Below are 16,031 nucleotides of genomic sequence, written 5' to 3' on the forward strand. Positions count from 1 at the left end.
TCCGCGGCGATCTTGCAGTTGTGGTGCCAGGATCACCCGTTTTCGACCTGGTTTGGCGGGCACCACAACTGCAAGATCGACTCATGGGGTTCCGACCAGGCGGGGGGTGGTGTAGTGGTCGGGTTCGGCGCCGGCCTCGCCGAACACCACGCCGGTGAAGCCGTCCGTGGGTGCGGTGAAGTGGTAGAACCGGAGCACGGTGCCGTCGGGGTCGGTGACGTCGAGGACGGCGCCGGTGGGGCCGTCGGCGACGCCGCTGTGGGTGAAACCCTCCCGGTCGCAGTGCGCGGCCAACCGCACCAGGGCGGCCCGGTCGGCGGGCCGGAAGGCGACCACGTCGAACCCGGTGAGGTCGGGGGTCGACGCGCACACCTCGCGGTCGCGCAGCGAGACGTTGAACCGCCCGTCGCGGTCGATGAGACCGGCACCGCGCACCACGCCGTCCTCGACGATCTCGACCCAGAGCCGCAGGCCGAGCAGGCGGGTGTAGAAGTCGACGCTGCGGGCGAGGTCGGTGACGGGCAGTTTGACCTGTAACAGGCCCAGAATGTCGCTCATGCGATCGACGGTATGGCCGGGCGCGTGGACAATCCATGCGTGACCGTCCGGGAAACCACAGCGTTCGTCCAGACGCCGGTCGACGTGCTGAGCCTGCTGCTGCGGGAACTGCGGTTCGAGAGCGCCGCGTACCGGTGGCTGGAACTCGGTGCCCCGTACCGGGTCGGGTTCGACGCGGTCCGGCCGGCGCTGCGCGGGGTCCACATCATCGCGCGCGGCACGTGCGAGCTGGTCCTCGACGACGGCTCGGTCACCCCGCTCGGCGCGGGCGACCTGGTGATCCTGCCGGGTGGCGACGGGCACGAACTGCGCTCGGTGCCGGCACCGGCCGTCCCGGTGGTGTCCGGGATCGAGGTGGCGATGCGTACGCCGGGAAACCGGCTGCGGATCGGTGGGCCACAGTGGACACGGTGGTGGTGTGCGGGGCGTTCGTCGTCGGTGAGCCCGACCATCCGGCGCTCCGCGGCCTGCCGACCGTCGTCCACGTGCCCGGCGGCAGCGGCCTGGGACCCTACGTCGACGCGTTGAGCGCCGAGGCGTTCGACGGCGGACCGGGTGCCGACCTGGTGATGGCGCGGTTGTCCGACGCGCTGCTGGTGCGGGCGCTGCGGCACCACGCGCAGACCGTCGAGCGGCCGGGCTGGCTCGCCGGCCTGCGCGACCCGTACGTTTCCCGGGCCCTGGCGGCGATCCACGCCGATCTCGGTCGACAGTGGACGGTGGCCGGGCTGGCCCGCACGGCCGGACTGTCCCGGGCGGCGTTCGCGGCGCGGTTCACCGACCGCGTGGGCGAGCCGGTGATCCGCTATCTCCAGTCGGCCCGCATGCAACGGGCGCGCACGCTGCTCCGCGCCGAACGCGCGACCGTCTCGGCGGTGGCGGCCCGCGTCGGCTACTCGTCCGACGTGGCGTTCGCCGCGGCGTTCCGGCGCGAGGTGGGCTGTTCGCCGGGCGGGTGGCGCCGTGCGATCATGTCGGTCGACGCGTGACGGAGGACGGCGGATTGCAGGCGGTCATTGCCACTCTCGGGTACGTGCTGTCCGCCGACGGGCGTGAGGTGCTGATGCTGCACCGCAACAGCCGTACCGACGACTACCACTACGGCAAGTACAACGGCCTCGGCGGCAAGGTCGAGCCGACCGAGGACGTGTGCGCCGGGATGCGTCGCGAGGTCGCGGAGGAGGCCGGCATCACCGCGGTCGGCATGGATCTCGCCGGCACCGTGTCGTGGCCCGGCTTCGGCCGCGACGGCGAGGCGTGGCTCGGCTTCATCTTCCGCATCCGGTCGTGGACCGGCACGCCGCTCACCCGCTGCGCCGAGGGCACGCTGGAGTGGGTCGCGGTCGCGGATCTGCTCGCCGGCCGATTCCCGGTGTGGGAGGGCGACCGCAACTTCCTGCCGCTGGTGTTCGCCGGCAAGACGTTCCACGGGGTGATGCCGTACGCGAACGGACGCCCGCTGAGCTGGACGTATTCGCAGCTCTGAGCCTCATTTGCCGGCCGGCGGGCGGAGGACGACACTGGCGCGGTGAGTTTCTACACGGGGGACGTTCTCAAGCCCGCGCCGCGGCCACGGCACCGACGGCTGTGGATCTCTGCGGGCGTCGCCGTCGTGGTGCTCGTCGGGGCCGTGTGCGGGCTCGGTTGGTGGGCGTACTCGCGGGCCACGGCCGACGACGTCACCCGGGCCCACGCCGGCGACTGCGTGGGCGCCGCCGACGACGAGGAGCCGCCGTACCGGCTCGTGCCGTGCGGTTCCGCGAAGGCCGAGTTCACGGTGCTGCGGATGCTGCCGGGCGACACCGGCGCCGCGGAGTGTCCCCAGGTGCCGGGCGCGGCGCTGTGGTTCACCGCCGGTGAGCGGATCGCGTGCCTGGGCAAGAAGGGCGTCGACCCGAAGACGGCGGTCAACGTGGCGAAGGAGGGCGACTGCCTCCACATGGAGGTGACCGCCGGCGTCCTCCGGCCGGACAAGGAACCGCTGCGGCTCGACTGCGCCGACCCGCGCGCGAACGTGGTGGTGCTCCGGCGGAAGACCGGCGTCAGCAAGTTCGACAAGCCGTGCGAGGACGTTCCCGGCACCGCCGGCACCTACGGCTGGAACTGGCGCTCCGAGCATCCCGTGGTCAATGTCGATGTCACCATCGACGTGATGCTGTGCGTCGGGCCGTCGGAGGGGGCGAAGGCCGCCGCCGCGGCGTCCGCCTCCGCGCAGGCCGACGCCCGCAGCAACTGCAAGTTCGTGACCAAGGAGGAGCTGTCGGCCGTGGTCTCCAGCGTCATGGGGCGCACCCTCACCGCCCTGTCCGCGGAGGAGCGCGAGTACGAGTGCCTGTACCAGTTCCCCGGCCAGTACCAGACGGTCCGGGCCGACTTCGGCCGGACGACCGAGTTCCGCCCGGGCACCGGCGACGAGACCCTGACCGTCGACGGGCTCCGGGCGATCTACGGTCCCGGCGAGGGCAACCGGGTGCTGAGCGTGTACGTCCCGAACGGCAACTTCACCGTCATCGTGTGGCTGGACGGCGTGAACGACAGCCGCGCCAAGACGATCGCCACCGCGGTGTTCCGGATCGCGCGTCCCCGGCTGCCCGCCTAACGGAGAGCGGCAAGCGGGACGCGGCGGAAGGTGATGGTCTCGTTGGCGCCGAAGTTGCCGGTCTCGTAGAGCACCCCCACCACGCCGTCCAGTTGGACCAGGTCGGAGTAGGCGGCCGGCAGTCCGGACAGGGCGACCGCCGGGCGGAACGTCGCGCCGCCGTCGGTGCTCACGCGCAGGGTCAGCACCGCGCGCGCGGCCGGGTCGGCGGGGCCCGAGTACACCAGCGGTCCGCCGGTCACCTGGAGCACGCTGCCCTGCACCACCGGGCCGACGATCGTCCCTTGTGGACGGAACGGGACCTCCAGCGTCCGGCCGCCGTCGCGGCTGTAGGCGTCGGCGCGGTTGCCGGGCGCGGTGCCGTTGTGTTCGCGGGTGTTGACGTACAGCCGGCCGTCGGGGAGTTCGGCGGCTGTCGACTCGTTGGAGTTGACGTAGCCGTTGGGGTTGTCGTCGGTGAACCCGATCTGCCAGTTCGCGCCGCCGTCGTCGCTGTAGAGGGAGTGGGCGCCGTAGTACTTGGCCTCGGTGCCGGTGTCGGTCGTGCCGGCGGTGGGCGCGGTCGAGTGGTTCGCGGGGACCAGGAGGCGGCCGCTCCGGAGCCGGACGGCGTGCCCGGGGCCGGTGGCGTACCAGCGCCAGTCGGCCGCCTTGGTCTGCGCGGTGATCTCCCGCGGCGCCGACCACGTCTTTCCGTCGTCGTCGCTGGTCTGCGCGAAGACCCGGCGGCTCTGCTCGGGCGGCACCTCGCCGCGCATGATGGCCGCCTCCGACGCCGTGCCCCCGTTGTACGTCGACAGCAGCACGACCCGGCCCGACGCCGTGAGCACCGGTGCCGGGTTCCCCGACGTGTTCGGGCCGCTGTCGTACACGACCTGCAGCGGGCCCCACGTGCAGCCGCCGTCGGTGGACCGCTTGAGCACGAGGTCGATGTCGCCGGCGTCGCCGGACCCGCCCTGCCGTCCCTCGGCGAACGCGAGCAGCGCGGTGCGGGTCCGCAGCACCGCCGGGATGCGGAACGTGTGGTACCCCTCCGTGCCCGAGGTGTAGGGGACCGAGGAGTCGCAGCGGGCGCCGGCGGCAGTGGCGGTCGCGGCATCCACAGCGGCCGATCGGGCGGTTCCGGGGAGGACCGCGACGAGGCCGCAGCCGATGAGCAGCAGGGAACGGGCGCGGGCGGAGGCGGACGCCATGGGCACCATCCTTGTCGGTCGAGATAGGACGTAGGACGTCGTATGTCCGCGCCGACGCTAGCCGGGCTGGACGGCAAGGTCAAGGATCGAGCCGCGTCAGGGTCACCAGCGGTCGAGCGAGCCGAGCAGCATCGCCGACGCGATGCCGAACGCGAACAGGAACCCGACGACGTCGCGGACCAGTGCCCATCCCGACGCGAATCCGTAGGCCAGCACACCGGTCGTCGCCCCGGCCAGCAGCAACACGAAGAACACCCAGCAGAACAGCCGGAAAAAGAGGTGGAACCAGCCGTCCCAGAAGCCGAAGGCCAGGCCCCACACCAGGATCCCGAAGCCCATCGCCGCCAGGAACAGCCAGCCGCCCAGCGCGTAGCCGACCGACGGCTGGAACCACTGCTCGCCGCCGTCGACCTCCAGGCCGACCACGGCGCCGCGCCAGGTCCGCAGTTCGACCGACATTCCCGCGCGCACCGCGGCGTAGAAGTCCTTCGACACGTCGCGGGTGGAGCGCCGGCCGTCGGCCCGCTCCCAGGTGACCTCGTAGTGGACCGACGTCGTCGTATGACCCTCGCTGTCGGTGTTCGTCGTGGTGTAGGTGTCGCGGGCGACGATCGTGCCCGGCTCGCGGCCGAAGCAGTCGGCGCGGCGGTCGCACTCGACCACGGCGCGGAACGCGCGGACGTCGTGGAACGGGCCGACGGCGCGGACGATCCCGAACACCATGACGCCCAGGCCGATCAGAACCAGGAGACCGCGGACCCAGCCGAAGCGCACCATCGACCACAGCGTATCCGGGTCAGGCGTTCAGCGTGAGCTGGTGCGCCTCCACGCCGCCCTGCAACGGTTCCCCGCGCACCAGCCGCCCGACCTCGTCGGTGGCGAACTCGCCCAGCCGCCGCAGCTCCCGTCCCTGCGCGCCGGCCAGGTGCGGGGTGATGAACACGTTCGGCATATCGAGCAGGGGGTGGCCCGGCGGCAGGGGTTCGGGCTCGGTGACGTCGAGGACCGCCGAGATGCGGCCGGTCGCGCATTCGCGGGTGAGGGCGTCGGTGTCGACCAGCGAGCCGCGGGCGGTGTTGATGAGGACGGCGCCGTCGGGCATCAGCGCGAGGCGGCGGTCGTCGAGGAGGTGCCGGGTCTCCGGCAGGGCCGGCGCGTGGATCGTCAGCAGGTCGCTGCGCCGGCACAGGGCGTCGAGGTCGACGGGTTCGGCGCCGAGCCGCCGGGCCTCGCGCGGGGCGAGGTAGGGGTCGTGGAGGAGGACGGCGACGTCGAGGCGGCGCAGGCCGTCGAGCACGAGGCGGCCGATCCGCGACGCGCCCACCACGCCCACCGTGCAGCCGAGCAGGCCGCTGTCGGCGGGTGACCGGGCCACGACTGCCGGCTCGGCGGCGTAGGAGCGGGCCCGGGCGAACGCGCGCTTGGCGCCGAGCGTCACGGCGGCGATCGTGTACTCGGCGACGGGGACGGCGTTGGCACCGGCGGCCGACGACACGAGCAGGCCGCGTTCGAACACCACCGGGTCGAGGTGGTTCTTGACCGTGCCGGCGGCGTGGACGCAGGCGCGCAACGCCGGTGCGGCGTCGAGCACGGCGGCGTCGACGCGGGGGCAGCCCCAGCCGCTGATGAGGATCTCGGCCCGGGCCAGCGCGGCGTGCGGCGGGTCGAACGACGTGAGGGTCAGCTCGGGGTCGACGTCGACGAGGCGGGTGAGCCGGCGCATCACGTCGGGAGGGAACGCGCCGTCGCGGGCCCACGGCGCGAGGGCGAGAACGGCGGGCGGTCGTGGCGCCACGGATCAGCTCCTGGGAGGAAAGCGGCAGCCCTGTTGGTCTTACGGCATAGCCGTGAGGAGAAGGAAGGACCGCCATGGCCTCCCACCGGATCATAGCAACCGCGCCGGATCGGCCGCATCGAAGGTGTTCGCCGGGTTGCTCGGCCGGAACACGTAGGCCGGGCCGCCGGTGATGCTCACGTCGGCGTCGTCGTAGAGGACCGGCATGCCGTCGTCGGAGGCGGGGGCGTGCCGGTACAGGTCGTGCACGCTGGGCAGGCTCGCCAGGTACTCGACGTAGGCGGGCATGCTGGTGGCCAGCCGCGTCCCGTTCACGGCCGCCGACCCGATGTGCGCCGGCAGGTTCGCGTCGAGGTAGACCAGTTCGCGGCGGGCCACGTCGACGTAGGCGACGAACTTGGTATGGCTGTCGCCGGCGAGCGGGAACGCGAGCTGGCAACGGCTCGGCTCGAACAGCGCGCCGTCCTCGGCGTTCTCGCCCCACTGCAGGGCGGCGAACACGTCCTGCGCCTCGGAGAACATCCTGCCCGAGTAGCAGAGCACGCTCCACACCGCGTACCGCACCCGCGACCGCGCGAGCCGCTCGGGATACAGGTCGATGAGCTGGCAGGCCCGCCCCTGCCGGTCGGCGCCGCTGATCGGGTCGCCGGAGAAGACCGCTCCGGGCGCGGTGCGGCCGCCGAACCGGACGTCGGTCCAGCAGCACGCGCCGACCGGCGTCCAGTCGGCGTCGAAGAAGTTCCAGCTGTTGTCGAACCACCCGGTCGGCACGCCCGCCCCGAACTGCCAGTAGGACGCCGACCGCAGGAACGTCACGCCGGCCGGGATCGGGAACACGGTGCCCCGACCGTACGGCGCCAGCTCGGCGTCGTTGGTGGGAAGCTTCACGCGGCTCACGGCGGGCGACAGCGCGACCGGCGGGGCCTTCTCCAGCCGCGCCGTCAGCTCGGCCGCGATGGCCGCCAGCAGTTCGTGGCGGTGGTCGACCGGCAGCCGGACCAGGTGGGCGGCGGCCACCACCTGCACCCGGCTCCAGTTGCCGCGGGGCGGGTACATGCGCCACCGGCGTTTGTCCACAGTGGACAGGAAGCCGCGCAGCTTCAACAGCTGGATGACGGTGAGCCGGCCGGTGATCGTCGCGAACATCTCGACGGCGGGCGCGCCGAACGCGAGCACGAGCACCCGCAGCCGCCGGGCGTACTCGCCGGGCCGGGTGGCGAGCAGCGTCAGGACCGCCGGGTCGCCGGCCGCGAGCAGCGCCTCGACCCGGGCGTTGAACGTCGGCACGGGCACGGCGCGGTAGAGGCGGTCGTACGCGGCGACGACGCGCGGGTACACGTCGCGGTAGTCGCCCGGCCGCAGCTCGCGCATCAGCCGCTTGAACCGCTCGGGACGGCGCGCCACGTCCTCGTCGAGGTTCGGCGCGCCCTCGAGCATCGCGAGCAGGAACCGGCGCTCGCGCCGCGCGAACCGCCGCAACCGGCTCGGCCGGCGCAGGCCGACATCGCCGTCGGACAGCGCGACCGCCAGCCGCAGCACGTCGGTGGCAGTGTCCACAGTGGCCGGTAGGCCGCGGGCGCACATCAGCGCGGCGAGCCGGATCCGGTTCTCCACGAACGGCACCGTCGCCAGGTCGACCGGCCCGTCGACGAGGTACTCGACGTCCTCCCACTGGTCGTCGGTCCAGCGCGCGGGCAGGGCGCAGAGCGAGGCGAGAACCCGCGGCAACGAGTCAGGTGCGGCGGCGTGCAGCACCCGGGGCGCGGGCGCGTCGGCGAGCGGCGGACGCTCGCGCTCCTCCTCGGAGACGTATTCGCTCGGCAGGCCCCAGTACATGAGGATCTGCCGGCTCCAGTACGCCACGTCGTCCATCGCGAGGACTTCAGCGGGAAAGTTCTTGTAGACGACGAACCGGTCCATCCGCCGGTCGGCGCCGGTGAGCTTTGCCAGCACCGGTTCGAGCCCGACCCACCACGCCCCGATCGCGTCGTCGCCGGCGCGCGCCAGTGCCTCGTAGGCGGGTGCGGAGAGCGCGTAGCCGTAGTACGCGATGTTCGCCGCCACCGTGGCCAGCGCCGCCGGGCCCGTGGCCGCGGCACCCGGCGCGGGGGTGCCCACCAGGTCGTGACGCACGAGGACGCGCTGGGCGCCGGATCCGTACGCCGGAACCCGCTCGATCTGGTCTGGCAGCACGCCCGCAAGAGTGCCGGTGCGGGCCGGCGGAGTCAACCGGAATGCGGCGGACCAATCCGGCGGGATTGGCTCTGGATCGGCGGTCGACCGCACCCGACGATGACCCGATGCAGGTGGGTTTCATCGGACTCGGTGTGATGGGCCGACCCATGGCGTCGAACCTCGCCCGGGCGGGGACGCCGCTCGTGGTCTGGAACAGGTCGGCCGACCGCGCCGAACCGTTGCGCGCGGCCGGCGCCCGGGTCGCCGCCACCCCCGCCGAGGTGTTCGCGCGGGCCGGCGTGGTGTTCCTCATGCTCGCCGACGAGGCGGCGATCGACGCCGTGCTGCGGGACACCGGCGTGGCTCTGGCCGAAAAGGTGGTCGTCAACACCGCGACCGTGGCGCCCGGGTACTCGCGCGACCTGGAGGCGGCGGTCGTCGCGGCCGGCGGCCGGTACGTCGAGGCGCCGGTGTCGGGGTCGCGCCAACCCGCCGAAACGGGGGACCTCGTGGCGATGCTGGCCGGTGATCCGGCGACCGTCGACGCGGTGCGGCCGCTGCTGGCGCCGATGTGCCGGGAGACGGCGGTGTGCGGACCGGTGCCGAACGCGCTCGTCATGAAGTTGTCGGTGAACCTGTTCCTCATCACGATGGTGACCGGTCTCGCCGAGGCGACGCACTTCGCCGACCGCCACGGCGTCGACCTGGCCCGGTTCCGGCAGGTGCTCGACGCCGGTCCGATGGCCAGCGCGGTGTCGCGGGCCAAGGCGCACAAGCTGGTGGCGGGCGACTTCGACGTGCAGGCGTCGATCGCCAACGTCCTGCAGAACAACGCGCTGATCGCCGCGGCCGCGCGGGCGGCCGGCATCGCGTCACCGCTGCTGGACGTCTGCCACGCGCTCTTCGCCGAGACCCACGCGCTGGGCCTGCACGGCAGCGATATGGTGGCCGTGGTCCGCGCCATCGAACACCGGTCCGGCGCTTCCCTTTCGCCGTGATATCGGCAAAGATCAATCGGATGGGAACCTGTGTGCGTGGCATCGTCCGAACCGTGACGCTGGCCGCCGCGGCCCTCGTGGCCGTGGCCGTCGGGGTGGCGGTTCCGTCGGCGGCGTCGGCCGAGTCGAACGGCGGTGTGCGGGTGCTGCCGCTCGGCGACTCGATCACCGACGGCTACAACGTCCCCGGCGGCTACCGGATCGGCCTGTGGCAACGGCTCGCCGCCGGCGCGTACACCGTCGACTTCGTGGGGTCGTCGGCGAACGGTCCGGCGTCGCTCGCCGACCACGACCACGAGGGCCACTCCGGTTGGCGGATCGACCAGCTCGACGCGAACATCGTGGCCTGGCTGCAGGCACAGGCGCCGCGCACCGTCCTGTTGCACATCGGCACCAACGACATGAACCAGAACTACGACATCGCCAACGCGCCGGCCCGCCTGTCGGCGCTGATCGACAAGATCCGCGCGACCTCGCCCGGCGTCGAACTGTTCGTCGCGACCATCACGCCCGAGTCCGATGCGACCCGCGAAGCCAGGGTGCAGGCGTACAACGGGGCGATCCCGGGGATCGTGGCGCAGAAGGGCCCGTTGACCCACCTCGTCGACATGCACTCCGCGCTGACCACCGCCGACCTCGCCGACGGCGTCCACCCCAACGCCACCGGCTACGACAAGATGGCCGCCCGCTGGTACGACGCGCTCCGGTCGGTGCCGTCGAGCCTGCGGGTCGAGCCGCCGGTGGGCGTCGGCGTGCCGGTGGGCAACCCGCAGTCGCTGAAGTGTCTCGACGTGCAGAACTCCGGCACCGCCAACGGAACCCAGGTCCAGTTGTGGACCTGCAACGGCACCGCCGCCCAACGCTGGACCCGCACCGCCGCCGGCGAACTCCGCGGCGTCGGCGACCGCTGTCTCGACGTGAACGGAAGCGGCACCGCCAACGGCACCAAGATCCAGATCTGGACCTGCAACGGCACCAACGCCCAGAAGTTCACCTACACCGCGGCCGGTGCCATCGTGAACGTCAACTCGGGCGCGTGCGTCGACGTCACCTCGGGCGGCACGGCCAACGGCACGAAGGTCCAGCTGTACGGCTGCAACGGCACGGGTGCGCAACGCTGGGCGGTCCGCTGAGTTCCCAACATATTGGTGATCGTCTATAGTTGCGACCCGTGATCAAGATACTCGGCGCGCTCGCGCTCGCCCTGACCGCGGCGGTCGTCCCGACGGCGGGTGGCGTCGCGCGGGCGGCGGAACCGAAGGTTCTCAACGTCATGTCGTGGAACATGTGCGGCGTCATCCGGTGGGGGTGTACGAGCACGGCCGACGCGAAGATCGGCGTCGTCAAGTACCACGTCGCCAACACGTTCGTGCAGGCGGCCGTGCTCCAGGAGGTCTGCGAGAACGACCTGACGAAGCTGATGGGTGAGCTCGGATCGGGCTGGCACAAGGCGTTCACGCCGTACCTGTGGTCGGAGGACGGCCGGACGTCGCCGATCACGTGCGACACCGACCGGGCCGGCGTCGCCGTCATCGCCAAGGTGGGACTGTCGGACGCGAAGGTCCACGCCACCACCCAACCGTGGACCGGCATGCACCGCCCGCTGCTCTGCGCGACCGCGACGTACTGGAACACCCGCCTGTGCAGCGTCCACCTGACGCCGCATCCGGGCGGCAACCCGGACCATCCCGAGTGGGACTACCGCGACGACCAGATCGCCGAGATCAGGTCGCTCGTCGGCGGGTTCCCGAACTTCGTCATCGGCGGTGACTTCAACGTGAAGCCGCCGGAGTGGCCCGGCACCCAGGACGCGTGGGTGTGGGGGAGCGGCCTGTACTACAACGGCACGTCGGGGTACGTCGAGTGCGACCAGCAGGGTGCGGCGCGCACGGGCGGCGCCACCCACGACAGCAACACGAAGATCGACTACATCTTCAGCTCCGAGGCCCGGCGCTGGTGCGCCCGCGCGGACTCGGTCCACTCCGACCATCACGTGCTGGTGGAGAGCGTGGAGGTGGTGTAGCCCGGTCAGCGCTTCTCGCGGCGTTCCCGCAGGCGCTGCTCCTCGCGTCTGGTCTCGGCGTGCGTCTCGCGCTCGCGGACGAGCCACTCCGGCGGGTCGGCGTTGAGCTCCTCGATCATCGCCGTGGTGAGCGGCTCGGTGATTCCCGCCCTGGCCAGGCCGCTGTTCGAGACCCGCAGCCGGGCCGCGACCACGTTGCGCGGATGGGGACCGTCGCGGCGCAGGTCGACCAGCCACTGCGGTGGGTTGCGTTGGAGTTCGTCGAGTTCCTCGCGGGACACGACGCCGTCCCGGAACTCCTGCGGCGTGGCCGGTAGGTAGACGTCGAGCTTCTGCGCCGCCGTGGCCGGCTTCATCACCTGGGACTGCTTCGTCTTGCTCATCGGGTCCCAGGGTAGCGACCCGTCGGCTCGCGCCGCCCCGTACCCTGATCAGGTGGAGTTCCGGCTGGTGATCGTCCCCGGTGTCACCGTCGACAAGTGGACCCGCATGTGGGCCGATCGGGTGCCGTCGGTCAACCTGCACGTGGTCCCGACCGCGGCCGCAGACGCGGCCGCGCTCCTGTCCACCGACGCCGATGCCGGCCTGCTCCGGCTGCCGGTCGACCGGGACACGTTCCACGCCGTGCCGCTCTACACCGAGACGACGGTGGTGGTCGCGCCGCGCGGTCACCTCGTATCCGCCGCCGACGAGGTGACCATGGCCGACCTCGCCGACGACACGCTGCTCCGACCGCTCGACGACGTCCTCCCGTGGCCGGATGCCCCGTTGGGTGAACGCCCGGCCGGTGAACGCCCGGCCGACACGGCGGCCGCGGTCGCGCTCGTGGCGGCGGAGGCCGGTGTGCTCGTGGTCCCGCAGTCGCTGGCCCGCGCGCACCAGCGCCGCGACGTCACGCACCGGGTGGTCACCGACGCGCCGACGTCGTCGGTCGGGCTGGTGTGGCCCCGGGAGCGGTACACCGATCTGGTCGAGGAGATGATCGGGATCGTCCGGGGGCGAACCGCGAACAGCACTCGTGGACGCGCACCGGCGCCCGCCGCGCGAACGCCGAAACGGCGCGGGCGCCGCTGAGCGTCCACGTATCGGTATGCTCCGATGCCTCTGATCACGAGGGGTAGGAGCTGGACGTGGGGCAGCGCAGGATACTCATGGGGACCGTGGCACTCGTCGCGTTCGCCGTCACCGTGTTCGGGATCATGACGTCCTCGCACGCGGAGACCACCACCGTCTCGCTGTGGACGGACGCCGACACGCCGGCCACCGTCGACGCGGGCGACGCACAGGCCGTCGAGCTCGGCATGCGCTTCCGGGCCGACAGCGCCGGCTCGGTGACCGGCGTGCGCTTCTACAAGGCGGCGGCCAACACCGGCCCGCACACGGGATCGTTGTGGGACGGCGACGGCGCGCTCCTCGCCACCGTCACGTTCAGCGGGGAGACGGCGTCGGGCTGGCAGACCGCCACGTTCGCGCAACCGGTGACCATCGCGGCGAACCGGTTCTACGTCGTGTCGTACCACACCGCCACCGGGCACTACTCCGGCGACAACAACGGCTTCGCACAGGCCCGCGACCGCGCGCCGCTGCACGCGCCGGCGACCGCGAACGGCGTGTACCGCTACGGCTCCGGCGGCTTTCCGACGTCGACCTGGGCGGCGACGAACTACTGGGTGGACGTGACCTTCAGCCCGTCCGGCGCGGTGGACCCGTCGCCATCGACCTCTCAGCCGCCGCCGTCCGGCGATTTCCCGAACGAGAGCAACACCGGTGTGCCGGCGGGCGTGCAGCCGACCCCGTACACGGGCTCGTGCGACTTCCGCACCGACAACCAGGTGATCGACGGCAAGGTGGTCGACTGCGGCGGGATCCTCGTGTACGCCACCAACGTCACGTTCCGGAACAGCGTGGTGCTGTCGGCCATCCTGACCAACGCCGACGACGCGTCCGTCACTGTGGAAAACTCGGAGGTGCGCGCCGGCGCGACGAGCTACGCCGGTGTCGGCGGCTCCCACCTGACGGTGCTCGGCTCGGAGATCACCGGCGGGCAGCACAGCGTCCACTGTGGAGGAAACTGCCTGGTGCAGGACTCGTATCTGCACGGCCAGTACAACGACCCGAACGACGCGTTCCACAACAACGGCTTCCTCAGCAACGGCGGCGCGACCATGGTGGTCCGGCACAACACCCTGTGGTGCTCGCCGGTCGACAACACCATGGGCGGCGGGTGCAGCACCAACCTGTCCCTGTTCGGCGACTTCGCGCCGATCACGAACGTCACCGTCGAGGGCAACTACTTCCACGCCACGCCCGGCGGGTACTGCGGCAGCTTCGGCTACAACCCGTCGAAGCAGTTCGGGTCGAACCCCACCGGCGTCGTGGTGCGGAACAACGTCTTCGAGCGGGGGACGAACAACCGGTGCGGCGCCTACGGCCCGGCCACCAGTTTCCTCGCCACGGGAGCCGGAAACGCGTGGACGGGCAACACCTGGGCCGACGGCGCCACGGTGGACCCCGACTGAGGATCAGCCACCGCGGCGCGGGTCGGACGTCGGGTCGATGGTCAGGGCGTCGCCGAAGCGCTCCGTGAGCTGTCGCGTCTCGTCGGCCGTGAGCATGACGGAGGCGAGCCTGACGCTGCACGTCCGGGCGTCGATCGAGGTGGCGAACCGGATCTCGGCGGCACGGTCGCTCCAGTCCCGTCGGGACAGGAGGGCCTGTATCCGGGCGAGGTCCGTCCAGGTGTGCGCGCACTGCCGGATCCGGTGTGCCGTGCCCCGTGCGGCGGCCTCCAGCCGCGGTCGCCACTGGCCGAGGTCGGCGTCGCGGTTGACCGCGACCGTCACCGTGCCGTCGGGTTCCTCGGCGAACCCGACGAAGACCTCGGGATGACGGCCGACGAGGACCGGAAGGCTCACGGCGTCGTCGGGCAGCGGGTCGGCCACGTCGACCACCACGACGTCGGCGACGGCGACCGGCGTTCCGGCCCGCGGTTCGGTGCGGAGGACCTGCCCGGCGGGGGCGGTGTCGCCGGTGACGTACCGGGGCCGCACGACCAGGCCGGCGCCCTGCAGTGTCTTCGCCGCCTGGCCGAGGTCGCCGGCGTTGACGTCGGGCAGGGGGAAGGTCGCCGGGCCGGTGGACTGCGTCGCGGCGACCTCCGACGTGGGCGCGGGGTCTCCGGTCGGCGCGGGTCTGGCGCAGGCGCAGACCAGCAGCACGGTGAGTGCCGGCACGAGGGTGTCCGTTCGGCGCATGGGTACCTCCCGTGAGGTGTGCGGTCGAATATGAGACGCGGCGGGCGGCCCGGATGGTTCCCCACCCGGGCCGCCGCTGGTTCCGCGCCGTATCCGGCTATGCGGTGAGGACCGTGACGCCCAGATGCGACTCGACGTTGGAGATCAGTTCGGCCGACATCGTGACGCCGCCGTCGTTCGAGCCGATGAACAGGCCGCGCGCTGTCGCGGTCTCGGCACCCGGTCGGGTGTAGACGGGCGCACCGGAGTCACCCGGCCGTACGACGATGCCGCCGTCCGCCCGCCGGCCCTCCATCAGCCCGTACGTGCATCCGTCGATGTCACAGATGAAACCACCGGTGACCGTGAGGATCGTCATTCCGCACCGTGCGCGGCTCACCATTCCGCTGACGCAGACACCGGTCATGCCCTGCGTCGGGTTCGCCCGCCCGGTGACGGTACGGCGCACGGGGCAGCAGGGATCGGTGTGGATCATGTTCCGGTAGGTCTCCGCCGTGGACAGGATGGAGATCATGTCGAACGCGGGATAGTTGGCCTTTCCCGCCGTTGTGCCGTAGGCGTTCGGCCCGGAGGTGACGTTCTGGTTGTTCTCGAAGCAGTGACCCGCGGTGGTCGCACCCCGCCGGCCGTCGGAGTTGCGTCGCACCGTGAACGCGGAGGTGCAGAAGTTTCCGCCGTTCAGCCCGATTCCCGCGCCGCCGTCGTGCGGCCGTCCGTCGTCCAGCCGCCCGTACCGCACGGCGTCGGTCACCGTCAGCGAAACCCGCGCGCCGAGTGCCTTCGTGAGGGCGTCCGCGACCGCCGGGTACCGCTTGTCGACGCCGATCTGGAACGTCGACGTCGCCGGGTCCAGGTAGCCTCCGAGCCGCGCCCGGGCGGCGTCCGGGTGCCAGGACCGGCCGGTGAGCACGGACCAGGCCGCGAGCAGGTCGGTCGCCGAGTGGCAGCCGGCCTGTACCCGTACGGCAGGAGCCTTTGCCGCGCCGAGCGCGGTGGCCGCGGTGGCTGCGCTCGTGGTCAGTTGCGACTGCAACGCCGGCACCTGAATGCGCTTCGGGTCGACGACGACCACGATCGCCTGCTTCACGTGATCGAACGTGGTGCCGATGAGCCCTTTCTCCAACTGGGCGTTCGGCTGGTCCTTTGTGGACTCGCCGTAGCGCGTGGTGAGCTCCTTCCAGATCGCGTCGTTGACGCCCTGCCCGGTCGGGCCGGTGATCCAGCTTTCGAAGCTCAGGTGTTCGTCCGCCGTTTCCGTGCTGGTCGACACCAGCGACTTGGGCGTCGCGACGACGCATTCGCCGTCGGCGACCTGTGCGGATGTGGCGGGTGTATTCGCGGCGACGGCCGCGAGTACGGTGATCGCGCATACCGATGCGGACAGCATGGAGCGCCTGACGAGATTTCGCATTGATTTCCCCCCATGGTCATCAAGA

Annotated in this window: 16 protein-coding genes and 1 pseudogene; 9 read left to right on the top strand and 8 right to left on the bottom strand. The window is 71.7% G+C overall.

The features are described 5' to 3' along the window. Positions 1-81: 81 nt before the first annotated feature. Positions 82-558, bottom strand: a complete 477-nt coding sequence (locus Vau01_RS33815) for a VOC family protein (RefSeq protein WP_204001145.1) — start codon at positions 556-558, stop codon at positions 82-84. 12 nt (positions 559-570) lie between these two features. Here Vau01_RS33815 and Vau01_RS63695 point away from each other — a divergent pair. The 4 genes and pseudogenes from Vau01_RS63695 to Vau01_RS33830 form a co-directional block, all read left to right on the top strand. After that, a pseudogene (locus tag Vau01_RS63695) lies at positions 571-1,118 on the top strand (cupin domain-containing protein); the annotation flags it as partial. 9 nt (positions 1,119-1,127) lie between these two features. Continuing rightward, positions 1,128-1,547 carry a helix-turn-helix domain-containing protein gene (locus tag Vau01_RS33820; protein WP_239152073.1) on the top strand — a complete coding sequence of 140 codons (420 nt, stop codon included), beginning with the start codon at positions 1,128-1,130 and terminating at the stop codon, positions 1,545-1,547. After that, complete coding sequence (locus Vau01_RS33825) at positions 1,544-2,044, top strand: NUDIX hydrolase (protein WP_239152059.1); 501 nt, start codon at positions 1,544-1,546, stop codon at positions 2,042-2,044. The genes Vau01_RS33820 and Vau01_RS33825 overlap by 4 nt, the downstream gene beginning before the upstream one ends. Before the next feature lie 42 nt (positions 2,045-2,086). After that, positions 2,087-3,157, top strand: a complete 1,071-nt coding sequence (locus tag Vau01_RS33830; protein ID WP_204001151.1) for an LppU/SCO3897 family protein — start codon at positions 2,087-2,089, stop codon at positions 3,155-3,157. Here Vau01_RS33830 and Vau01_RS33835 read toward each other — a convergent pair. From Vau01_RS33835 to Vau01_RS33850, 4 genes are all read right to left on the bottom strand, one after another. Next, positions 3,154-4,350 carry a sialidase family protein gene (locus Vau01_RS33835; protein WP_204001154.1) on the bottom strand — a complete coding sequence of 399 codons (1,197 nt, stop codon included), beginning with the start codon at positions 4,348-4,350 and terminating at the stop codon, positions 3,154-3,156. The genes Vau01_RS33830 and Vau01_RS33835 overlap by 4 nt on opposite strands. 102 nt (positions 4,351-4,452) lie before the next feature. Further along, positions 4,453-5,127: a hypothetical protein gene (locus Vau01_RS33840; protein ID WP_204001157.1), complete on the bottom strand. Its 675-nt coding sequence runs from the start codon at positions 5,125-5,127 to the stop codon at positions 4,453-4,455. A 19-nt stretch (positions 5,128-5,146) separates the two neighbouring features. Beyond that, positions 5,147-6,145, bottom strand: coding sequence for a hydroxyacid dehydrogenase (locus tag Vau01_RS33845; protein ID WP_239152060.1), 999 nt, complete (start codon positions 6,143-6,145; stop codon positions 5,147-5,149). Positions 6,146-6,235: 90 nt separating this feature from the next. Then, positions 6,236-8,338, bottom strand: a complete 2,103-nt coding sequence (locus Vau01_RS33850) for a hypothetical protein (protein WP_204001160.1) — start codon at positions 8,336-8,338, stop codon at positions 6,236-6,238. Between the two features lie 107 nt (positions 8,339-8,445). Between Vau01_RS33850 and Vau01_RS33855 the strand changes: the two genes are divergently transcribed. The 3 genes from Vau01_RS33855 to Vau01_RS33865 are packed head-to-tail and all read left to right on the top strand — an operon-like array spanning position 8,446 to position 11,341. Next, entirely contained in the window at positions 8,446-9,318 is an 873-nt protein-coding gene (locus tag Vau01_RS33855) for an NAD(P)-dependent oxidoreductase (RefSeq protein WP_204001163.1), read from the top strand. Positions 9,319-9,371: 53 nt separating this feature from the next. Next, a complete protein-coding gene (locus Vau01_RS33860; RefSeq protein ID WP_239152061.1) occupies positions 9,372-10,451 on the top strand; it encodes an RICIN domain-containing protein in 1,080 nt (359 codons plus the stop codon). 38 nt (positions 10,452-10,489) lie between these two features. Beyond that, the gene (locus Vau01_RS33865; RefSeq protein ID WP_204001168.1) at positions 10,490-11,341 is read left to right on the top strand and encodes an endonuclease/exonuclease/phosphatase family protein; all 852 of its coding nucleotides are present in this window, start codon (positions 10,490-10,492) and stop codon (positions 11,339-11,341) included. A 5-nt stretch (positions 11,342-11,346) separates the two neighbouring features. On the opposite strand, the gene Vau01_RS33870 is transcribed toward Vau01_RS33865, so the two are convergent. After that, on the bottom strand, positions 11,347-11,724 hold the full coding sequence (locus tag Vau01_RS33870) for a DUF5997 family protein (protein WP_239152062.1): 378 nt from the start codon (positions 11,722-11,724) through the stop codon (positions 11,347-11,349). Positions 11,725-11,776: 52 nt separating this feature from the next. Between Vau01_RS33870 and Vau01_RS33875 the strand changes: the two genes are divergently transcribed. Then, positions 11,777-12,415, top strand: coding sequence for a LysR family transcriptional regulator substrate-binding protein (locus tag Vau01_RS33875; RefSeq protein WP_239152063.1), 639 nt, complete (start codon positions 11,777-11,779; stop codon positions 12,413-12,415). A 56-nt stretch (positions 12,416-12,471) separates the two neighbouring features. Continuing rightward, positions 12,472-13,860, top strand: a complete 1,389-nt coding sequence (locus Vau01_RS33880) for a DUF4082 domain-containing protein (protein ID WP_204001170.1) — start codon at positions 12,472-12,474, stop codon at positions 13,858-13,860. A gap of 3 nt (positions 13,861-13,863) precedes the next feature. Here Vau01_RS33880 and Vau01_RS33885 read toward each other — a convergent pair whose 3' ends face one another. Together Vau01_RS33885 and Vau01_RS33890 are read right to left on the bottom strand one after the other, a co-directional pair. Next, positions 13,864-14,595 (bottom strand): PASTA domain-containing protein, encoded by a 732-nt coding sequence (locus Vau01_RS33885; RefSeq protein ID WP_204001172.1) that lies wholly within the window; start codon positions 14,593-14,595, stop codon positions 13,864-13,866. A 97-nt stretch (positions 14,596-14,692) separates the two neighbouring features. Beyond that, positions 14,693-15,982, bottom strand: coding sequence for a chymotrypsin family serine protease (locus Vau01_RS33890; protein WP_204001174.1), 1,290 nt, complete (start codon positions 15,980-15,982; stop codon positions 14,693-14,695). Between the last annotated feature and the right edge of the window lie 49 nt (positions 15,983-16,031).

The sequence above is a fragment of the Virgisporangium aurantiacum genome, assembly GCF_016863635.1.
Taxonomy (GTDB): domain Bacteria; phylum Actinomycetota; class Actinomycetes; order Mycobacteriales; family Micromonosporaceae; genus Virgisporangium; species Virgisporangium aurantiacum.